The 17,663-nt window shown below is 72.9% G+C and carries 17 protein-coding genes and 1 tRNA gene; 8 read left to right on the top strand and 10 right to left on the bottom strand.

Features of this window, described 5'->3' with window-relative positions; translation table 11 throughout:
• Positions 1–5 precede the first annotated feature (5 nt).
• From ACIRST_RS30505 to ACIRST_RS30480, 6 genes are all read right to left on the bottom strand, one after another.
• Positions 6–632, bottom strand: coding sequence for a GNAT family protein (locus ACIRST_RS30505; protein WP_350526001.1), 627 nt, complete (start codon positions 630–632; stop codon positions 6–8).
• On the bottom strand, positions 629–1,162 hold the full coding sequence (locus ACIRST_RS30500) for a MogA/MoaB family molybdenum cofactor biosynthesis protein (protein WP_350525969.1): 534 nt from the start codon (positions 1,160–1,162) through the stop codon (positions 629–631). The genes ACIRST_RS30505 and ACIRST_RS30500 overlap by 4 nt, the downstream gene beginning before the upstream one ends.
• Positions 1,159–1,599, bottom strand: coding sequence for a cyclic pyranopterin monophosphate synthase MoaC (gene moaC, locus ACIRST_RS30495; RefSeq protein ID WP_350526000.1), 441 nt, complete (start codon positions 1,597–1,599; stop codon positions 1,159–1,161). The genes ACIRST_RS30500 and moaC overlap by 4 nt, the downstream gene beginning before the upstream one ends.
• Positions 1,600–1,726: 127 nt before the next feature.
• The gene (gene glp / locus ACIRST_RS30490; protein WP_350525968.1) at positions 1,727–3,064 is read right to left on the bottom strand and encodes a gephyrin-like molybdotransferase Glp; all 1,338 of its coding nucleotides are present in this window, start codon (positions 3,062–3,064) and stop codon (positions 1,727–1,729) included.
• Between the two features lie 22 nt (positions 3,065–3,086).
• Complete coding sequence (galU, locus tag ACIRST_RS30485; RefSeq protein WP_350525967.1) at positions 3,087–4,007, bottom strand: UTP--glucose-1-phosphate uridylyltransferase GalU; 921 nt, start codon at positions 4,005–4,007, stop codon at positions 3,087–3,089.
• Between the two features lie 51 nt (positions 4,008–4,058).
• Positions 4,059–4,970, bottom strand: coding sequence for a GGDEF domain-containing protein (locus ACIRST_RS30480; protein ID WP_396552456.1), 912 nt, complete (start codon positions 4,968–4,970; stop codon positions 4,059–4,061).
• Between the two features lie 62 nt (positions 4,971–5,032).
• Here ACIRST_RS30480 and ACIRST_RS30475 point away from each other — a divergent pair, with 62 nt between their 5' ends.
• Positions 5,033–5,608, top strand: coding sequence for a 5-formyltetrahydrofolate cyclo-ligase (locus ACIRST_RS30475; protein WP_350525965.1), 576 nt, complete (start codon positions 5,033–5,035; stop codon positions 5,606–5,608).
• Between the two features lie 101 nt (positions 5,609–5,709).
• Here the strand turns inward: ACIRST_RS30475 and ACIRST_RS30470 are convergent, their stop codons facing one another.
• Entirely contained in the window at positions 5,710–8,427 is a 2,718-nt protein-coding gene (locus ACIRST_RS30470; protein ID WP_350525964.1) for a penicillin acylase family protein, read from the bottom strand.
• Positions 8,428–8,668: 241 nt separating this feature from the next.
• Between ACIRST_RS30470 and ACIRST_RS30465 the strand changes: the two genes are divergently transcribed.
• From ACIRST_RS30465 to mscL, 5 genes are all read left to right on the top strand, one after another.
• Positions 8,669–10,153, top strand: a complete 1,485-nt coding sequence (locus ACIRST_RS30465) for a potassium/proton antiporter (RefSeq protein WP_402806049.1) — start codon at positions 8,669–8,671, stop codon at positions 10,151–10,153.
• Positions 10,154–10,505: 352 nt separating this feature from the next.
• On the top strand, positions 10,506–11,867 hold the full coding sequence (locus tag ACIRST_RS30460; protein ID WP_350525962.1) for an MFS transporter: 1,362 nt from the start codon (positions 10,506–10,508) through the stop codon (positions 11,865–11,867).
• 138 nt (positions 11,868–12,005) lie between these two features.
• Positions 12,006–12,302: an FmdB family zinc ribbon protein gene (locus ACIRST_RS30455; RefSeq protein WP_350525961.1), complete on the top strand. Its 297-nt coding sequence runs from the start codon at positions 12,006–12,008 to the stop codon at positions 12,300–12,302.
• 280 nt (positions 12,303–12,582) lie between these two features.
• On the top strand, positions 12,583–12,855 hold the full coding sequence (locus tag ACIRST_RS30450; RefSeq protein WP_402806046.1) for a hypothetical protein: 273 nt from the start codon (positions 12,583–12,585) through the stop codon (positions 12,853–12,855).
• A gap of 30 nt (positions 12,856–12,885) precedes the next feature.
• Complete coding sequence (gene mscL, locus ACIRST_RS30445; RefSeq protein ID WP_350525959.1) at positions 12,886–13,305, top strand: large conductance mechanosensitive channel protein MscL; 420 nt, start codon at positions 12,886–12,888, stop codon at positions 13,303–13,305.
• A 25-nt stretch (positions 13,306–13,330) separates the two neighbouring features.
• Here the strand turns inward: mscL and ACIRST_RS30440 are convergent, their stop codons facing one another.
• Together ACIRST_RS30440 and ACIRST_RS30435 are read right to left on the bottom strand one after the other, a co-directional pair.
• On the bottom strand, positions 13,331–13,630 hold the full coding sequence (locus ACIRST_RS30440; RefSeq protein ID WP_402806043.1) for a hypothetical protein: 300 nt from the start codon (positions 13,628–13,630) through the stop codon (positions 13,331–13,333).
• Positions 13,631–13,836: 206 nt separating this feature from the next.
• On the bottom strand, positions 13,837–14,808 hold the full coding sequence (locus tag ACIRST_RS30435) for a sigma-70 family RNA polymerase sigma factor (protein WP_350525957.1): 972 nt from the start codon (positions 14,806–14,808) through the stop codon (positions 13,837–13,839).
• A gap of 423 nt (positions 14,809–15,231) precedes the next feature.
• Between ACIRST_RS30435 and ACIRST_RS30430 the strand changes: the two genes are divergently transcribed.
• Positions 15,232–16,176 carry a phosphatase PAP2 family protein gene (locus tag ACIRST_RS30430; protein ID WP_402806040.1) on the top strand — a complete coding sequence of 315 codons (945 nt, stop codon included), beginning with the start codon at positions 15,232–15,234 and terminating at the stop codon, positions 16,174–16,176.
• Between the two features lie 42 nt (positions 16,177–16,218).
• Entirely contained in the window at positions 16,219–17,097 is an 879-nt protein-coding gene (locus ACIRST_RS30425; protein WP_402806037.1) for a carbon-nitrogen hydrolase family protein, read from the top strand.
• A 444-nt stretch (positions 17,098–17,541) separates the two neighbouring features.
• Here ACIRST_RS30425 and ACIRST_RS30420 read toward each other — a convergent pair.
• Positions 17,542–17,614 (bottom strand) — tRNA-Arg (locus ACIRST_RS30420).
• Positions 17,615–17,663: the final 49 nt, after the last annotated feature.

The raw sequence follows: 17,663 nt of genomic DNA, 5'->3' as shown, positions 1-17,663 counted from the left end.
TATATTCAATTACCTGGCCGGTGTCCGGAACTGAGCGCGCGCCAGCGCTCCAGCATCCCCTCCGGAACCTCCTCGTCGGTCAGCGCGTAGACCAGGTGGTCGCGCCAATCGCCGTCGATGTGGAGATAGCGCGGGCGGATTCCCTCCGAGCGGAAGCCGAGCTTTTCCACCACGCGCCGGCTCGGGGCGTTCTCCGGACGGATGCAGACCTCGATCCGGTGCAGTCCGAGGGTGCGGAAGCAGTAGTTCACCGAAAGCGCCACGGCGGCCGGGATGATGCCCCGGCCGGCCACCGCCTCGTCGACCCAGTAGCCGATGTTCGCCGAGCACATCGAGCCCCAGGTGATCCCGCCGACGGTCAACTGACCGACCAGCTCGCCCTTGTAGAGCACCACGAAGGGCAGCATCCGGCCCGCCGAGGCCTCGCCGCGCAGGAAGCGGACCATCTGCCGGTAGGTCGGGCGGGGCCCGGCGGTCTGGCCGGCCGGGCCGGGCGGCACGGTGGCCTCCCACCGCCGCAGCCAGTCCCGGTTGCGGCGGCTCACCTCCTGCCAGTCGCGCTGGTCGCGGGCCCGGATCGGGCGCAGCGCGACCTCCCCCTCGTGGAGTTCTACCGGCCAGCCGGCGTTCAGTGCCCTCTCCTGGATTCTGGAGCCCCGGGGGCCGGGGCGTCGGGCCGGGGGTGGTCCCCACCGCCGAGCTGGTCGACGGCGTGGGCGAGCAGCGGCTCCAGGACGGCCAGACCGTCCTTGACGCCGCCGGTCGAGCCCGGCAGGTTGACGATCAGGGTACGTCCGGCGAGCCCGGCGAGCCCCCGGGAGAGCGCCGAGGTGGGCACCTTCTCCCGGCCGTACGCACGGATGGCCTCGGCGATGCCGGGGATCTGCCGGTCGATCACCCGGGCGGTCATCTCCGGGGTGAGGTCCATCGGCGAGATGCCGGTGCCGCCGGTGGTCAGCACGACGTCGTAGCCGGCCGCGACGGCCTCGCGCAGCACGGCCTCCACCGGCTCCCCGTCCGGGACGACCCGGGGGCCGTCGGCGGTGAAGCCCATCGCGGTCAGGCCGGCCACCAGCAGCGGGCCGCCCTTGTCCGCGTAGACACCGGCCGAGGCCCGGTTGGAGACGGTCACGGCCAGCGCCCTCCCGGCCGACGCGGTCACGCGTCCACCTCCGGCGCGAACCAGTCGCCGCTCTTGCCGCCGGTCTTGCTCAGCACCCGGACGGACTCGATGGTGGCGCCCTTGTCCACGGCCTTGACCATGTCGATGACGGTCAGCCCGGCCACCGCGACGGCGGTCAGCGCCTCCATCTCGACGCCGGTGCGGTCGGCGGTCTTCACGGTGGCGGTGATCTCCACCGCGTCGTCCGCGACGGCGAGGTCGACCTTGACGCCGGAGACGGCGATCGGGTGGCAGAGCGGGACGAGGTCCGGGGTCTTCTTGGCGCCCATGATCCCGGCGATCCGGGCCACCGCGAGGGCGTCGCCCTTGGGCACGCCCTCGCCGCGCAGCAGCTCGACCACCTTCGGGGAGACCCTCACCCGTCCGGCCGCGACGGCGGTGCGCGCGGTGGTGGCCTTCTCGGAGACGTCGACCATGCGGGCCGCGCCCTGGTCGTCGACGTGGGTGAGGCGGTCGCCGGGGGGAGGTGTCGTCACGGGTGGCTCCAGGGGCGCGCAGGTCGAAGTACCGCGCTACCGTACAACTCCGTGACTCCCCGGGCGCTCAGGAGTCCAGCAGCACCACGTCGACCTCGCTGCCGGCGGGCAGGTCGGTGACGTCCTCGGGGACGGTGATCAGGCAGTCGGCCCGGGCCAGCGCGCCGACCAGGTGCGACTCGGCGCCGCCGACCGGCTCGACCGTGCCGTCCGCCGCCGAGTAGCGGCCGCGCAGGAACTGCCGACGGCCGGCCGGGGAGCGCAGCGCGGCCGGGCAGAGCGCGCGGACCACCGGACGGTGCACGTCGGCGGCGCCGAGCATGGTGCGGATGACCGGGCGGACGAACAGCTCGAAGGAGATGTAGGCGCTCACCGGGTTGCCGGGCAGGGCGAGCAGCGGCACCCCGGGCGCGTCGCCGATCCGGCCGAAGCCCTGCGGCTTGCCGGGCTGCATCCGCAGCTTCCGGAAGTCGACGCCGCCGTAGGTCTCGAAGACCTCCTTGACCACGTCGTACGCGCCGACGCTGACCCCGCCGCTGGTGACGATCAGGTCGGCCCGGCCGAGCTGGTCCTCCAGGACGGCGCGCAGCCGGTCGGCGTCGTCCGGGACGGCGCCGACCCGGAAGGCGATGGCGCCGGCCTCCTGGGCGGCGGCGGTGAGCGTGAAGCTGTTGGAGTCGGCGATCTGCCCGGGGCCGACCGGCTCGCCGGGCTGGACCAGCTCGCTGCCGGTGGACAGCACCACGACCCGCGGGCGCGGGCGGACCTTCACGGTGGCCCGGCCGATCGCGGCGAGCAGGCCGAGCTGGGTGGGGCCGAGCCGGGTGCCGGCCTCCAGGACCTTCGATCCCGCGGCGACGTCGCTGCCGCGGCGGCGGATGTGCGCGCCCTCGGCGACCGGGCGCAGGACGCGGACCTCCTCGTCCGGGACGGGCGCGGTCATCGCGGCGGCGGCCACGCCGGTGCCGGTGCCGCCGTCGGTCCACTCGACCGGGGCGACGGCGCGGGCACCGGGCGGCACGGGGGCGCCGGTCATGATCCGGGCGGCCTGGCCGGGGCCGACCCTGGGCAGCTCGTCCGCGCCGGCGGCGATGTCGCCGACCACCGAGAGCACCGAGGGGTAGGCGTCGGTCGCGCCCTCGGTGTCGGCGGTGCGGACGGCGTAGCCGTCCATCGAGCTGTTGTCGAAGGGCGGCAGGTCGCCGGCGGCGACCACGTCCTCGTCGAGCCGGCAGCCCTGGGCGTCGAGCAGCCGGAGCTCGATCGCGGGCAGCGGGCCGACGGCGGCGAGCACGTCGGCGAGGTGCTCGTCCACCGTCCAGAGGCGGGGGGCCGCCGGTGCCGGGTCCGTTCCGGCGTCGCAGCAGGCTGCGGGCGTGGTGCTGTGCTCGGTGGACCCGGTCATCGGCGGCTCGCTCTCTGTCGTGTCAGTCCTGCATCTCGGAGCCGACGAACTCCCGCAGCCAGGAGCGGAACTCCGGGCCCAGGTCCTCGCGCTCGGCGGCCAGACGGACGATAGCGCGCAGGTAGTCGGCGCGGTCGCCGGTGTCGTAGCGGCGGCCCTTGAAGAGCACGCCGTGCACCTGGCCGCCGTCGGCGGGCTCGCGGGTGGTGAGCTCGCGCAGGGCGTCGGTGAGCTGGATCTCGCCGCCGCGGCCGGGCGGGGTCTCGCGCAGCACGTCGAAGACCAGCGGGTCGAGGACGTAGCGGCCGATGACGGCGTAGTTCGAGGGGGCCTCGCCCGGCTCGGGCTTCTCGACCAGGTCGGTCACCTGGAAGACGTCCTCGCCGAAGCCGTTGGCCTTGACGGCGGCGCAGCCGTAGAGGTGGATCTGGGAGGGGTCGACCTCCATGAGGGCGACGACCGAGCCGCCGAGCTCCTGCTGGACCTCGATCATCCGGGAGAGCAGCGGGTCGCGCGGGTCGATCAGGTCGTCACCGAGCAGGACGGCGAAGGGCTGGCCGGCGACGTGCTGCTCGGCGACCGAGACGGCGTGGCCGAGGCCCTTCGGGTCCCCCTGGCGGACGTAGTGCATGTTGGCCAGCTCGACGGACTCCCGCACCCGGGCCAGGCGCTGCTGGTCGCCCTTGCGCGCGAGGAGCTCCTCCAGCTCGTAGGCACGGTCGAAGTGGTCCTCCAGCGCGCGCTTGTTGCGGCCGGTGACCATCAGTATGTCGGACAGGCCTGCGGCGGAGGCCTCCTCGACGACGTACTGGATCGCCGGCTTGTCGACGACCGGCAGCATCTCCTTCGGGGTGGCCTTGGTCGCCGGGAGGAAGCGGGTGCCCAGTCCGGCCGCGGGTACCACGGCCTTGGTTACCGGAACTCGGGAGTTGGTCGTCGTCATGCGTTTACCTTACTCAGGCACGTTTTCGCCCGGCCGAGCGCGGTCGGACGGCTAGGACAGCACGTCGCGGGGCACGGCCACAGAGGCTGGCGTATGGGATGGGACCGGCTGGGCGAGGGGGTCCCCTCCGGCACAGGCCGACAGACTACCCGGCTTTCCCGAACGGTCACGTTCGGCAGTCGGACCGTGCTCCGCACCGGAATCGACCGGCCGGGGAAGCCCGGTGGCGGGCAGGTCGCCGTGGCGCGGCGAGATCCGCCAGCAGTCGCCGCCGGCCGCCCGGGCCTCGGCCAGCGCCGTGTCGGCCGCGCGCAGCAGGACGGCGGCGTGGGCCCCGTCCTCGGGCAGCACGGCGATGCCCGCGGCGGCGGTGAGGCCGTTGCCGCGCACCGGGCGGGACTCGCGCGTCCCGGAGGACCAGTCGAGCAGCAGGTGGCGGCGGACCGACCAGACCAGCCGCTCGGCGACCTGCACGGCGCCCTCGGCCCCGGTGTCGGGCAGCACCACCAGGAACTCCTCGCCGCCGTACCGGCCGAGGGTGTCGGCCCGGCGGATCTCCATCGCGAGGCGCTGGGCGAGGTCGCGCAGTATCGCGCCGGCCCGGCCGCGGCCGTGCTCGGCGACGACCGCGTCGAAGCCGGTGATCGCCAGCATCAGCACGGCGAGCGGGCGGGGGCCGTCGCCCGGGTCGGTGTGCTCGGCGCGCCGGGACCGTTCGATCTCCCGGTCCAGGGTGAGCTGCAGGTGGCGGTAGTTCCACACGCCGGTGAGCGGGTCGCAGGACGCGGTGCGCTCCAGTTCGGCGCAGTGGGCCTCCAGCTCGGCGATCCGCTCCCGCAGCCGCTCCGTCCCGGCCGCGGCCCCGGCCCGGACCCGCCGGACCCGCACTCCGAGGGCGGTGGCGCCGGCCAGTGCGGGGACGCTGAGCGCGGCCAGGGCCTGGACCAGCAGCGGGGTGGACAATCGGGGCGCCCTTTCGCGTGGCAGGCTCTGCGCGTCGGCGGTCTGGAGACGTGGAGGATCCGGTGCACAACGAGAAGAGCGACCTGAGGACACGGCTGCTGACGCGGCGCCGCGGGCTCTCCGCCGAGGAGCGCACCGCGACGGCGCTCGCGCTGGCCGGGCACGCCGGGGAGCTGGCCGGGCCGGGCGCCACGGTGGCCGCGTACGTCTCGGTCGGCGCCGAGCCGGGCACCAGGCCGCTGCTGGACGAGCTGCGGGCGCGCGGGGTGCGGGTGCTGCTTCCCGTGCTGCTGGCCGACAACGACCTGGACTGGGCCGAGTACGCGGGGCCCGGGGAGCTGGCCCCGGCCGGGCGCGGACTGCTGGAGCCGGTCGGTCCCCGGCTCGGGCCGGAGGCGGTCACCCGGGCCTCGGTGGTGCTGCTGCCGGGACTGGCGGTGGACCGCGGCGGGCTGCGGCTGGGCCGGGGCGGCGGCAGCTACGACCGGGTGCTGGCCCGGCTGGGGCGGGCGGGCGTACGGCCGGTCCTGGCGGTGCTGCTGTACGAGCACGAGCTGCTGGAGCGGGTGCCCGCCGAGCCACACGACCGGCCGGTGGACCTGGCGGTCACGCCGTCGGGGGTGCGGCGGCTGGGCTGACGGCGGAACGGGCTCGCCCGCCGGGAGCGGCTGCGGGCCCGGGAAACGGCGGCGGCCCCGCTCCGGGGTGGGAGCGGGGCCGCCGGGTGTCCGTCCGGGCGTCAGCCGGTGGTGAGCACCAGCTTGTGCTTGGTGGCCTTCTCGACCGCGTCCGGGCTGGAGGCCCAGGTGAGCAGCTTGCCCTTGAGCCAGAGGTCGGTCTGGTCGTTGTAGTTCTCGTGGAAGGCGTGGCCGGAGGCGCCGCCGACGTTGATCCAGCGCGAGGCGTCGAGGTCGTTCAGGTCGACCACCATCCGCATCGACGGGATCCAGTCCACCTGGTAGCCGGCCGCCGCGTTCCAGCCGGCCGCGTCGACCGCCGCCGAGCCGCCGGAGAGGCGGTACGGGCCGCGGTTGAGCAGCTTGTGGAGCACGCCGGAGGCGATCGAGGAGTCGTCGGTGCCCAGGGTCTGCTCCTTGAGCTCCAGCTTGTGCAGCCGGCCCCAGCTCCAGGTGGAGACGTCCTTGCTGAGCAGCGAGGTCAGCTCCTGGCGGGCGTTCTTCATCGCTTCCTTGAGCAGGTTGTCCAGGCCCTTCTGGACGTTGTGCTGGGAGTCGATGTACGTCCACCACGAGCTGTCGGGCTTCTCCAGCTGGTCGCGCACCACCTCGGTCCAGCGGTCGCCGCCGTCCGGCTGGGCCTTGGCCGGGTCACGGGTGCCGCACTCGGTGACGATCCTGGTGGTGCTGTCCGGCTTGGTGGGGTCGTCCTGCTGGCGGACCAGCAGGCAGTTGTCCTTGGCCCGGAGGTCGGCCGGGAACTTCTGGCCGAAGGCGAGGGTGAGCAGCTGGCGCCAGACGCCGTTGTAGTAGGCGGCGGCGGCCGAGTCGGCGTCCTGGTGGTAGTTCCAGTCCTTCAGCAGGTCCTGCGCCTCGCGGACGTACGGGTCGTCGATCTGCTGCTTGAGCAGCAGCGGGACCAGCGTCTTGGCCATCACGTTGGTGTTGTCCAGCTGCAGGGTCTGCATGTCGTCCGGCGAGATCTTGCCGTTGTTCTTGAGCAGGCCCTCGATCTGGTCGGTGATCTCCTTGGCGCGGGTGCCGTACTCCCAGTCCTTGGTGAGGCTGTACTTGTAGCTCGGGTCCACCACGGCCTGGTTGGCGGTGACGATGTAGCCGGAGGAGGGGTTGAGGCTCCACGGCAGCGCGTTGAACGGGATCGGGTCCTTCCACTGGTACGCGGAGTCCCAGCCCAGCGCGGGGTAGGTGCCGTCGCCCTTGCCGCGGACCGGGATCGTGCCCGGGGCCTGGTAGCCGATGTTCTTGGCGTCGGCGTAGATCAGGTTCTGCGCGGGGACGGTGAAGTCCTTGGCGGCGGCCCGGAAGTCGTCCCAGTTCTTCGCCTTGTCCAGCTCGAAGACGGCGTCCATGGTCTTGCCGGGGCTGAGCGCCGTCCACTGCAGGGCGACGCCGTAGCCGCCGGTGCCGCGGTCGGGCGCGGAGGTGCCGTTGGGGGCGTACTTGCCGACGTTCTGCTGCTCGTTGCTCTGGTCGGAGATCAGCGGGGCACCGGTCTGGGTGGTGCGGACGGTGATGGTGCGGTCCTCGCCGCCGGCGACCTTGATGGTCTCCTTGCGGAGGTCGAACTTCACGTCCTTGCCGTCGACCTGGTAGGTGTCCGGGCCGGTGACCTTCTCCAGGAAGAGGTCGGTGACGTCGGCGCCGAGGTTGGTGAAGCCCCAGGCGACGTCCTTGTTGTGGCCGATTATCACGCCGGGCATGCCCGCGAAGGTGAAGCCGGAGACGTCGAACTGGCAGGCCGGGGAGGCCGTCCGGCAGTGCAGGCCCATCTGGTACCAGACCGAGGGCAGGCCGGGGCCGAGGTGCGGGTCGTTGGCCAGCAGCGGCTTGCCGGTGGTGGTGTGGGAGCCGGCGACCACCCAGGAGTTGGAGCCGATGCCCTGGCCGGGGCGGCCGAGCAGCTGCGGCATCCCGTCGATCCGGTCGGTGAGGCTCTGCAGCATCGCCTTGGTGGTGGCCTCGCCCTGGGCGGTGGCGGTGCCGTTGCCGGTGCCCGGCTGGGCGGAGCCGTCGGCCGGGCGGTAGGCGTCGCCGGCCACGGTGCCGGTCTTCACGATGGTGCCGTTGCGGGTGTACGGGTAGTCCGGGTACAGCTCGGCGATCTTGTCCGGGGTGAAGTCCTGGGCCAGCAGCGAGCGGTCGACCTCCTCCTGGAGGTTCCCGGAGAGGTTCCAGGCCATCGCCTTGAGCCAGGCCACCGAGTCGACCGGGGTCCACTGCTCGGGCTCGTAGCCGCTGTTGACGACGCCGAGCAGGGTGTACTCCAGCGAGGCCTTCGCACCGCCGGGGTGCTCGGCGAGCCAGGCGTTCACGCCGTCCGAGTAGGACTGCAGGTACTTCTTGGTCTCCGGCGACAGCTTGGTGTCGAACTCCTTCTGCGCCACCTGCCGCCAGCCCATGGTGCGGATGAAGGCGTCAGTGTCGACCTGGCCGTCACCGAACATCTCGGAGAGCCGGCCGGCGGTGATGTGGCGTCGGACGTCCATCTCCCAGAAGCGGTCCTGCGCCTGGACGTAGCCCTGGGCGCGGAACAGGTCCTCGGGAGTGTCGGCGTACAGCTGCGGGATGCCGTTGGCGTCCCGCTTCACGTCGACCGGCGCGGTCAGGCCCGCGACCTTGACGCTGCCGTCCACCTCCGGGAAGGACGCGCGGACCGCGGAGACCCCGCGGTAGCCGCCGTAGCCGACGCCGGCCACCAGCAGCACGACCAGCACGATCACGAACAGACGGGCGCGCCGGAACTTCTTCGAGCGGGGCATCTGGGTCCTTGCGGTCCTGACTTCGGGGCGGGCGGGCGTGTCCAGGGCCAGCGGCCGTGACAGGGAACCACATTAGGCCGAGTCTGCCGAGCACTGTGAACGGGGGACCAAGCTAAAGATATGGCAAAATGTTAGACTGCGTAACGATCCGCAAGGGGAGCATTGACGCCTTCTTAACGGGTCGACCCCTCAGCACCACCCTGACACCCCGTCCGCCCCTGCCTGCCCGAGGTGCCACTGCGTGAACGTCTCCCACCTGAACCAGCTCCTCCTCGAAGCCTCCGTGATCCTGCTCTTCGCGGTGGTCGCCGTGCGGATCTCCACCCGATCAGGGCTGCCCAGCCTGCTGATCTATCTGGGGATCGGCGTGGCGCTGGGCCAGAACGGAGTCGGCTTCACCTTCAACAACGCCGAGCTCACCCAGGTGATCGGCTACGCGGCACTCGTGGTGATCCTGGCCGAGGGCGGTCTCAAGACCAGCTGGCGGGAGATCAAGCCGGTGATGCCGGCGGCCACCGTGCTGGCCACCGTCGGCGTCGGGATCAGCGTGTTCGCCACCGCGGCCGGCGCGCACTGGCTGGTCGGCCTGGACTGGCGGACCTCGCTGCTGCTCGGCGCCATAGTCTCCTCGACCGACGCCGCGGCCGTCTTCTCGGTCCTGCGGATGGTCCCGCTGCCGCACCGGCTCACCGGTCTGCTGGAGGCCGAGTCCGGCTTCAACGACGCGCCCGTGGTCATCCTGGTCGTGGCCTTCGCCACCAGCGGCGAGCTGGACCCCTGGTACGTCCTGATCGGCACGATCCTCGCCGAACTCGCGATCGGCGCGGCGATCGGCCTCGCCGTCGGCAAGCTCGGCGCCTTCGGCATCAAGCACGTCGCGCTGCCCTCCTCGGGCCTCTACCCGATCGCCGTGATGGCGCTCACCGTGCTCGCCTACGCGGGCGGCGCGCTGCTGCACGGCTCCGGCTTCCTCGCCGTCTACATCTGCGCGGTGATCCTCGGGAACTCCAAGCTGCCGCACGGCCCGGCCGTCCGCGGTTTCGCCGACGGGCTGGCGTGGATCGGGCAGATCGGCATGTTCGTCCTGCTCGGCCTGCTCTGCACGCCCGCGACCATGGGGTCCGCGGTGGTGCCCGCGCTCGTCATAGGCGGCGTGCTGGTCTTCCTGGCCCGGCCGCTGTCGGTGGTGGTCTCGCTGACCCCCTTCAAGGTGCCGGCCCGCGAGCAGGCGCTGCTGAGCTGGGCCGGGCTGCGCGGGGCGGTGCCCATCGTGCTGGCCACCATCCCGGTGGTGTCGGGCGCGCACCAGGCCGAGGACGTGTTCAACATCGTCTTCATCCTCGTCGTCGTCTTCACCCTGCTCCAGGGGCCGACCCTGCCGTGGGTGGCCAAGCGGCTGCGGATCGGCGAGGGCGCGATGGGCCAGGACCTCGGCATCGAGTCCGCCCCGCTGGAGAAGCTGCACGGGCACCTGCTGTCGGTCGCACTCTCCCCCACCTCCCGGATGTCCGGTGTGGAGATCGGCGAGCTGCGGCTGCCCAAGGGCGCGGCGGTCACCCTGGTCGTGCGCGAGGGCAACTCCTTCGTGCCGGACAAGGCGACGGTGCTGCGCGGCGGGGACGAGCTGCTGGTGGTCACCACGGACGACGTCAGCGAGGCCGCGGAGCGGCGACTGCGGGCCGTCGACCGGGGCGGCAAGCTCGCGGGGTGGCTCAACGGGCGGTGAGCCCGGTGAGCCCGGGGCGCCCGGGGTGCTTGGGCGCTTCGGGCCCTCCGGGGTGCTTGGGGCGCTTGGGCGCTCCGAGCCCTCCGGGGTGCTCGGGGCGGGGTGGGCTGGCGGGATCTACGCGCGTAACTGTATGCTGGTTCGACCACGCCGTATAACCACCGCTAGACCACCCCCAGCATCTGCCTGACGCAGAGTTGGCGCGACCGCTCGGCGGCCGCGGTCCGGCCCCCGGCAACCACACCGGGCCGACCCGGTATCTACCCCGGTCGACGCGCGAGAGGACGACTCTCGGCGCCGTCGGGGCCACACCATGCCCTGCCGCGCTACCAGGCAGCAGGAAGGACCGACCGTGACGGCCCGCCGAACGGTCGATACCTCCGCGGACAGCACCGCGGACACCAGCGCAGCCCAGGCCCCCGCCCGCGTCGGGTACGGCGAGCTGCTGCGCACCCCCGGAGCCTGGACCTTCCTGGCCCCGGCCCTCGTCGCGCGACTGCCGTACGCGATGCTCAGCATGGGCATCCTGCTGCTCGTCTCCAAGACCCACGGCTCGTACGGCACCGCCGGTACGGTCACCGCCGTCGCCGCCGTCGCCCAGGCCCTGGTCGGGCCGCAGACCGGGCGGCTGGCCGACCGGTACGGCCAGGCCTCGGTGCTCGTCCCGACCGTCCTGGTGCACGGCGCCTCGGTCGGCGTGCTGATCGCGCTGGCGCTCGGCCACGCGCCGGCCTGGAGCCTGTTCCTGGCCGCCGTCCCGGCCGGTGCGAGCGTCCCGCAGATCGGTGCGATGGTCCGGGCCCGCTGGGTCGCCCGGTTCACCGCCGACGGCCCGTCCGACGCCTCGGCGGCCCGGGTCAGCACCGCGTTCGCCTTCGAGTCGGTGACCGACGAGTTCACCTTCGTGATCGGCCCGATCCTGGCCTCCGGCATCGCCGCCATGGCGAGCCCGGCGACCGCCCTGGTCGCCGAGGCCGCGCTGACCGTCGTCGGCGGCCTGGCCTTCGCCGCCCAGCGGCGCACCGCCCCGGCCCGGATCGTGCCGCAGCCCGGCGCCGAGCGCGTCTCGGCGATCGCCTCCCCCGGCGTGCGGCTGCTCGCCGGCTCCATCCTCGGGGTCGGCGCGGTGTTCGGCGGCATGCAGGTCTCGGTGAACGCCTTCGCCGACTCGGTCGGGCAGCACGACGCGGGCGGCACCGTGTACGGGATCTTCGCGGGCGGCTCGATGCTGGCCGGCGTGCTCTACGGCGTGATCGCCTGGCGGCGGCCCGTCCACAAGCGGATGCTGATCAGCTACGCGCTGCTGGTGCTGGGCTGCTCCACGCTGTGGGCGATGCCGAACCTGGTCGCGCTCACCGTCGCCGGGCTGGTCTGCGGCCTGGCCATCGCGCCGACCCTGATCAGCGGCTACACCCTGGTCGAGACGCTGGTCGCGGACGGCGCCAAGACGGAGGCCTTCACCTGGCTGACCGGCGCCATCGGGCTGGGGCTCGCGGTCGGCTCGATGGTGGCGGGCCGGCTGATCGACGGGCACGGGCCGTCCACCGGGTTCCTGGTGCCGCTGGTCGGCGCCGGCCTGGGGCTGCTCGCGCTGTTCTCGCTGCGGCACCTGCTGGTGGCGCCGCGGACTTCGAACCGGATCGTCGCCGGCTCCGCGGCGGGCTCCGTGGAGTCCGCCGGTGCTGCGCAGCTGGTGGGCGCGGCCAAGGGCTGAGCGGGGCGGTGGTTCGCGGCCGATCCCGGGCCGGGGCGGGGCCGATCTCACACCGGAGTCGCTGGACTGATCCCGCGGAATGCCGCATCATTGACCATCGTTAGCACTCATCAGGCGAGAGTGCCAGGAGGAAGACAAGTGCCCACGTACCAGTACCAGTGCACCGAGTGCGGCAACGGCCTGGAGGCGGTGCAGAAGTTCACCGACGAGGCACTGACCACGTGCCCCGACTGCCAGGGACGGCTTCGCAAGGTCTTCTCGGCCGTGGGTGTCGTGTTCAAGGGGTCCGGCTTCTACCGGACCGACAGCCGCTCCTCCTCCAGCAGCTCGGTCGGTTCCGGGTCGTCCTCGACCTCGTCGACGACGACCTCCTCGGCCCCCGCGTCGGGCACGGGCTCCTCGGCCCCGTCCAGCCCGGCTCCGGCCGCGAGCTGACCCGGGCGCCCGGGGGGAATCCCGGCGCACAGCAGTCCTCGGAAAGGCCCGTCGACCCCGCTTCCACGCGGGGGCGGCGGGCCTTTCCGCATATGTTCGGCCCGCTTTCGTCAACTCCGGAGGACCCGGCCGACCGGTGTGGGTGTACGAAGTCGTCCACAGGGGCGGGTTTGTCCACAGGCTGGGGAAACGGCTTTCCGGGCCCGGCCCGAGCGCGCATCGTGTGGGTGGTCAGCCGGCCCACCGGGGGTCGGCTGCCGGACCCTCCGGAGGTGCGTCGATGACGACCGTGGGCTTCTCCGTCCCGCCGCCCGCCCCCGCCGTTCCACCCCGGCAGGAGGTGCCCAGCTTCCCGCCGATCCGGCGCGGGTGCGGCGGGTGGCACCGTCTGCGCAGCGCGGTCCGGCGACGGGCCGGGGTGCCCGCGCTGGTGCTGCTCGCGGTGGCCGCCGCGCTCGCGCTCGGGCCCGCGCGGGCCGGCCTGCCGCCGTCCGGCGGGGGCGCGCTGGGCCGGACGGGTTGTCAATCCGGGACTGCGGAAGATCACCCGTAACCCGGCGACGACTTCGTCGTTCGAGGCGGCATGAAGGGCTTCAAGGAATTCCTGCTGCGCGGAAATGTCGTCGAACTCGCCGTCGCCGTGGTCATCGGCGCGGCTTTCACCAACATCATCAACGCCTTCGTGAAGGGCGTGATCAACCCGATCATCGGCGTCTTCGGAACGAAGGACCTGGGTTCCTACAGTTCCTGCCTCAAGGGGCCCTGTGTGGTGAGCCCGACCGGTGAGGTCACCTCCGGGGTCCAGATCCTGTGGGGATCGGTGCTCAGCGCCGCCCTGCAGTTCCTGATCACCGCGGCCGTCGTCTACTTCGTCCTGATCGTGCCCATGAACCGGATGGCGGCCCGCCGCAAGACCCCCGGGGAGGTCGCGGCGGAGGCCGAAGCCAAGGAGGTCCAGCTACTGACCGAGATCCGCGACGCGCTGGTCGCGCCCCTGCGCTGACGCGCAGACCTTCCCCGTCCGCCCCTCAGCCCCCGTGGTGCGGCGGGCGCTGGCTCAGGTACCAGTCCAGCCCCCGCCCACCGCTCTCCCCCGCCCCGGAGCGCTCGCCCCAGCCGGTGTCGGTGTCGTCCCGGGACTGCTGGTCCAGCGGGTCCCGGAAGACCAGCCGGGCCTTGGCCGCGGGCTTCTGCTGCGGCTCGCCGTCCCGGGTCGGGTCCTGGTTCCCGCTCTGGTCCTGGCCCTGGCCCTGGCCCTGGTTCCGGCTCTGGTCCCGGACCTCGCCCGTGCCCTGCTCTGCCGGCTGTTCCTGCCCCTGCTCGCTCACCCTGTCCACTCCGTCGTTCGCGTCGTCCTGGCCGCCCGTCCTGTCCCTCCAGCCTAAGAGCCCCGTGGCACGACTCGGGCCCCGGTGCGGAGCGCTCCGTACCGGGGCCCGGGCGGGCGGCGGCAGATCCGTCCGGCAGGCCGGCGGACGGGCTGGTCATGCGGGCCCGACGGCCGGGCTCGGGCGACCGGCCGGGCTCGGGCCGGTCAGGCGGCTTCGAAGCCCGCGTGGTCCGCGATCTTCTTCAGCTCGGCCAGCGCGTGCTTCTCGATCTGCCGGATCCGCTCACGGGTGAGGCCGTGCTGCTTGCCCACCTCGGTGAGGGTGCGCTCGCGGCCGTCCTCCATCCCGTAGCGGGAGCGGATGATCGAGGCCGTGCGGTCGTCCAACCGCCCGATCAGGTCGTCCAGTTCCTCACGGCGGAGCATCACCATCACGGCGTCCTCGGGGGACGTCGCCCCGGTGTCCTCGACGAGGTCGCCGAACTGGGTCTCGCCCTCGTCGTCCACCGACATGTTCAGGCTGACCGGGTCACGCGCCCAGTCCAGCACGTCCTTGATCCGGGCCTCGGTGGTGTCCAACTCGGCCGCGATCTCGGCCGGCTCGGCCTCGCGCCCCAGTTCCTTGGACTTCTCGCGCTGCACCCGGCGGATCCGCCCCAGCTCCTCCACCAGGTGCACGGGCAGCCGGATGGTGCGGGACTGGTCGGCGATGGACCGGGTGATCGCCTGCCGGATCCACCACGTCGCGTACGTGGAGAACTTGAAGCCCTTGGCGTAGTCGAACTTCTCGACGGCGCGCACCAGGCCCGCGTTGCCCTCCTGGATGAGGTCGAGCAGGGGCAGGCCGCTGCGCGGGTACCTGCGGGCGACCGCGACCACGAGCCGGAGGTTGGAACGGATGAAGACGTCCTTGGCGCGCTCCGCGTCGGCGGCTATCGTCTCCAGCTCCTCGCGCGTGATGCCGTCGGGGAGTTCATCCTCGTCCAGCAGATGCTGGGCGTACACCCCGGCCTCGATCCGCAGCGAGAGCTCGACCTCCTCGGCGGCATCGAGCAGGGGCGTCCTGGCGATCTCGTCGAGGTACATGCCGACCAGGTCACGGTCGGCCTCAAGGTTGGTCGGGCGGGCCGCGCGAGTCCGGTCGGCCCTGTCGCGAACGACGGCACGGGTGGCCATGCTTGCTCCCTTTGCTGGTGTTGCCGAGGTCTGCCTGCCTGCCCCGAGGGCAAGAAGTGCGGGCCCCACGGGGCTCACACGTAACGATCCAACGAACAGATTCCGGACAACATTCCCAAGTCACTCCGATTCTTCCCGGTGATGCAGTATCCTGCCGGTTTTCACTCCGACTTTGGACGCTCGGTGACCACTCGGGCACGACCCGTGCATTCCGGCGACCGTTCACGGAGCGATTTCTTCACCCGACCCTCACGCGCCGGTCGCCTACTGGTTGAACCCGCGAACGGCCGCCGGCGTTCCCGCGCACCCCCGCCCGCACGCCCGCGCCCACACCCCGGCGCACGCAGGACCTCCGCACAAACGATGCCGAATCGCTATCGCTCCAGCTCCCGATCGGCACAGGACACTGGGAAGGTGTCAGCCATGCACCTGACCAACAGCACGACCTCCGCCACTGCGCGTAATCGCAGTCTCCTGCGGGACGCCGCGGTCATGTTGGTCTGTGCCGCACTGTTCAGCCTCCTGGCGGCGCTGGTGGCGGGCCACTGGCGCCCGCTGGAACGCTTCGACCAGGAGTGGACCGACGAACTGCACATCTACGCCCGGGAACACCGGATCTGGACCGCCTCGGTGCAGACGCTCTCGGACATCGGCGGCACCGTCACGATGCGTACACTCCTCGGAATCGCCGCCGCCTGGCTCTGGTTGATCGGCGCGCGGGTGCTGGCCGGCTGGGTGGCCGCCCAGACACTGGTCGGCTGGGGCGCCCAGTGGGCCCTGAAGCTGGCCTTCGACCGCGCGCGGCCCGGCTTCTCCGACCCGGTCTCGCACGCCGGCGGCCCGGCCTTCCCCTCCGGCCACGCCATGGCCTCGACGATCACCTGCGCCGTCCTGGTCAGCCTGCTCTGGTACCGGGTCCGCCGCCGGGGCCGGACCGCCGCCTCCGCAGTGGCGGCGGCGACCGTGCTGACCATCGGCTGGACCCGGATCGCGCTCGGCGTGCACTGGCCCAGCGACGTGCTGGGCGGCTGGCTGGCCGCCGGGATCGTGCTGGGTGCCGTGACCACCGTGATCGAGCTCTGGCGGCCCGGCGCGCTGGCCCGCGACGTACGGCGGGTCAACTGGCGCACCAGGCCCAGGGTTCAGCGGGTCATCGTGTCGTCCGGCCGACCGGCCCGGACCGTCGACCCACTGGACGAGGACCACCCGGACGACGCCCCGCGGGCCGAGGGCACGCCCGAGCCGGACCCGCCGGCCGACGGCGCACCGGGCAACGGCGCACCGGGCGAAGGCACGCCGAGCGGACGCGGCCGGGGCGGTGCCGCCCGGAAGGACGCGGCCGACCGCCCCGACGAGACCGTCAGTTGAGTCCGCGTCACCGGCTCGGACCCGTCGGCTAGCGTGACCGCCATGTCCACCACCCCTGCTCCCGCCCCCACCCAGCCCGCCGGACACCCCGGGCGGCCGCTGCGGATCGCCACCGTCCAGACCCAGGCCGTGGCCGGCGACATATCCGCCAACGCCGAGCAGGCCGCCGCGCTGATCCGCGAGGCGGCCGGTGCCGGCGCCCGCCTGGTGCTGTTCACCGAGAAGTTCCTCTCCGGGTACGAGCCCGAGCTGATCCGCGCCGACCCGCTCAAGTACACCGTCCAGAACGGCGACCCGCGCCTCGCACCGATCGCCGAGGCGTGCCGCGAGACGGGGACCGTCGCCGTGGTCGGCGCCGCCGTGCAGGACGGTGCCGACCTGCGGATCTCCGCCCTCGTCCTCGGCTCGGACGGCGGCTTCGTCACCCGCTACGACAAGCAGTACCTGTTCAAGAGCGAACGCGACCTCTACCGCCCCGGGACGGCCGGCTGCACCCTGGAGCTGGACGGCTGGCGACTCGGCCTCGGCATCTGCTACGACTCCGGCTTCCCCGAGCATGCCCGTGCCGCCGCGCTCGACGGCTGCCACGCCTACCTGGTCGGCGCGCTGTTCAGCAGGGGCCACGGCCACCACGAGTCCCGCACGTGGTTCCCCGCCCGCGCACTCGACAACACCCTCTACACGGTGCTCGCCAACCACATCGGCCGGACCGGCCCCTGGCACACCTGCGGCGGCAGCGCGGTGTGGGGCCCGGACGGCCGCCTGATCGCCGAGGCGAGCGAGGACCGGCGCGAGGTCGTCGTCGTCGACCTGGACCCCGCCGTCCTGCGCACCACCCGCGAGAACGAGACCCTGCTCGCCGACCTCGCCCTCGCCGCCGGACAGCCGGCCGCGCCGCGCACCCACGTCACCCTGGCCTGACCCGGCGAGCGGGCCCGACCGACGTCCGGCCCGGCCCTGACCCACCGGGGCCGGGCCGGGCGGCAGCCCCGGGGAGCCCGCTCGGGCGGTCCGCGGGCCGGGAAGTCAACGTCCCGGCTCCGGAGTTCACCCCCGCCCGATCGGTCGGCCCGCCCGACGGGACCCGCCCTCGGCCCACGCCGCTGCCACCGCCAAAATCCGGCCGCCCCCGCGGACGGGGAGGACGGCCGCGGCGAGGCCGGTCAGGACGGTCAGGGCCAGGGCGAGCAGGACCGCCTGGGGTCTGCTCCATGATCACTCCGTGGACGGGCCACCGGCCCCGGGGCGGCTCCTCCCCGAGAGGTACGGCGCCCCTGGGACCGGTCCGCCGGCGAAGCGCCGGGCCGGAAACGGCGCAGGCCCCCGCCCGGAGTGGGCGGGGGCCTGCGACTGCGTTCTGTGCTGTGCCCCAGACAGGAATCGAACCTGCGACACCGGCTTTAGGAGAGCCGTGCTCTATCCCCTGAGCTACTGAGGCGTGGCCCGGTTGTGGCGAGGCCGTTCACAGCGTACCGGATCGGGGGTGG

It is taken from the genome of Kitasatospora sp. NPDC101447 (assembly GCF_044767225.1).
GTDB lineage: Bacteria > Actinomycetota > Actinomycetes > Streptomycetales > Streptomycetaceae > Kitasatospora.
This window is presented reverse-complemented; position numbering and strand designations above follow the sequence as displayed.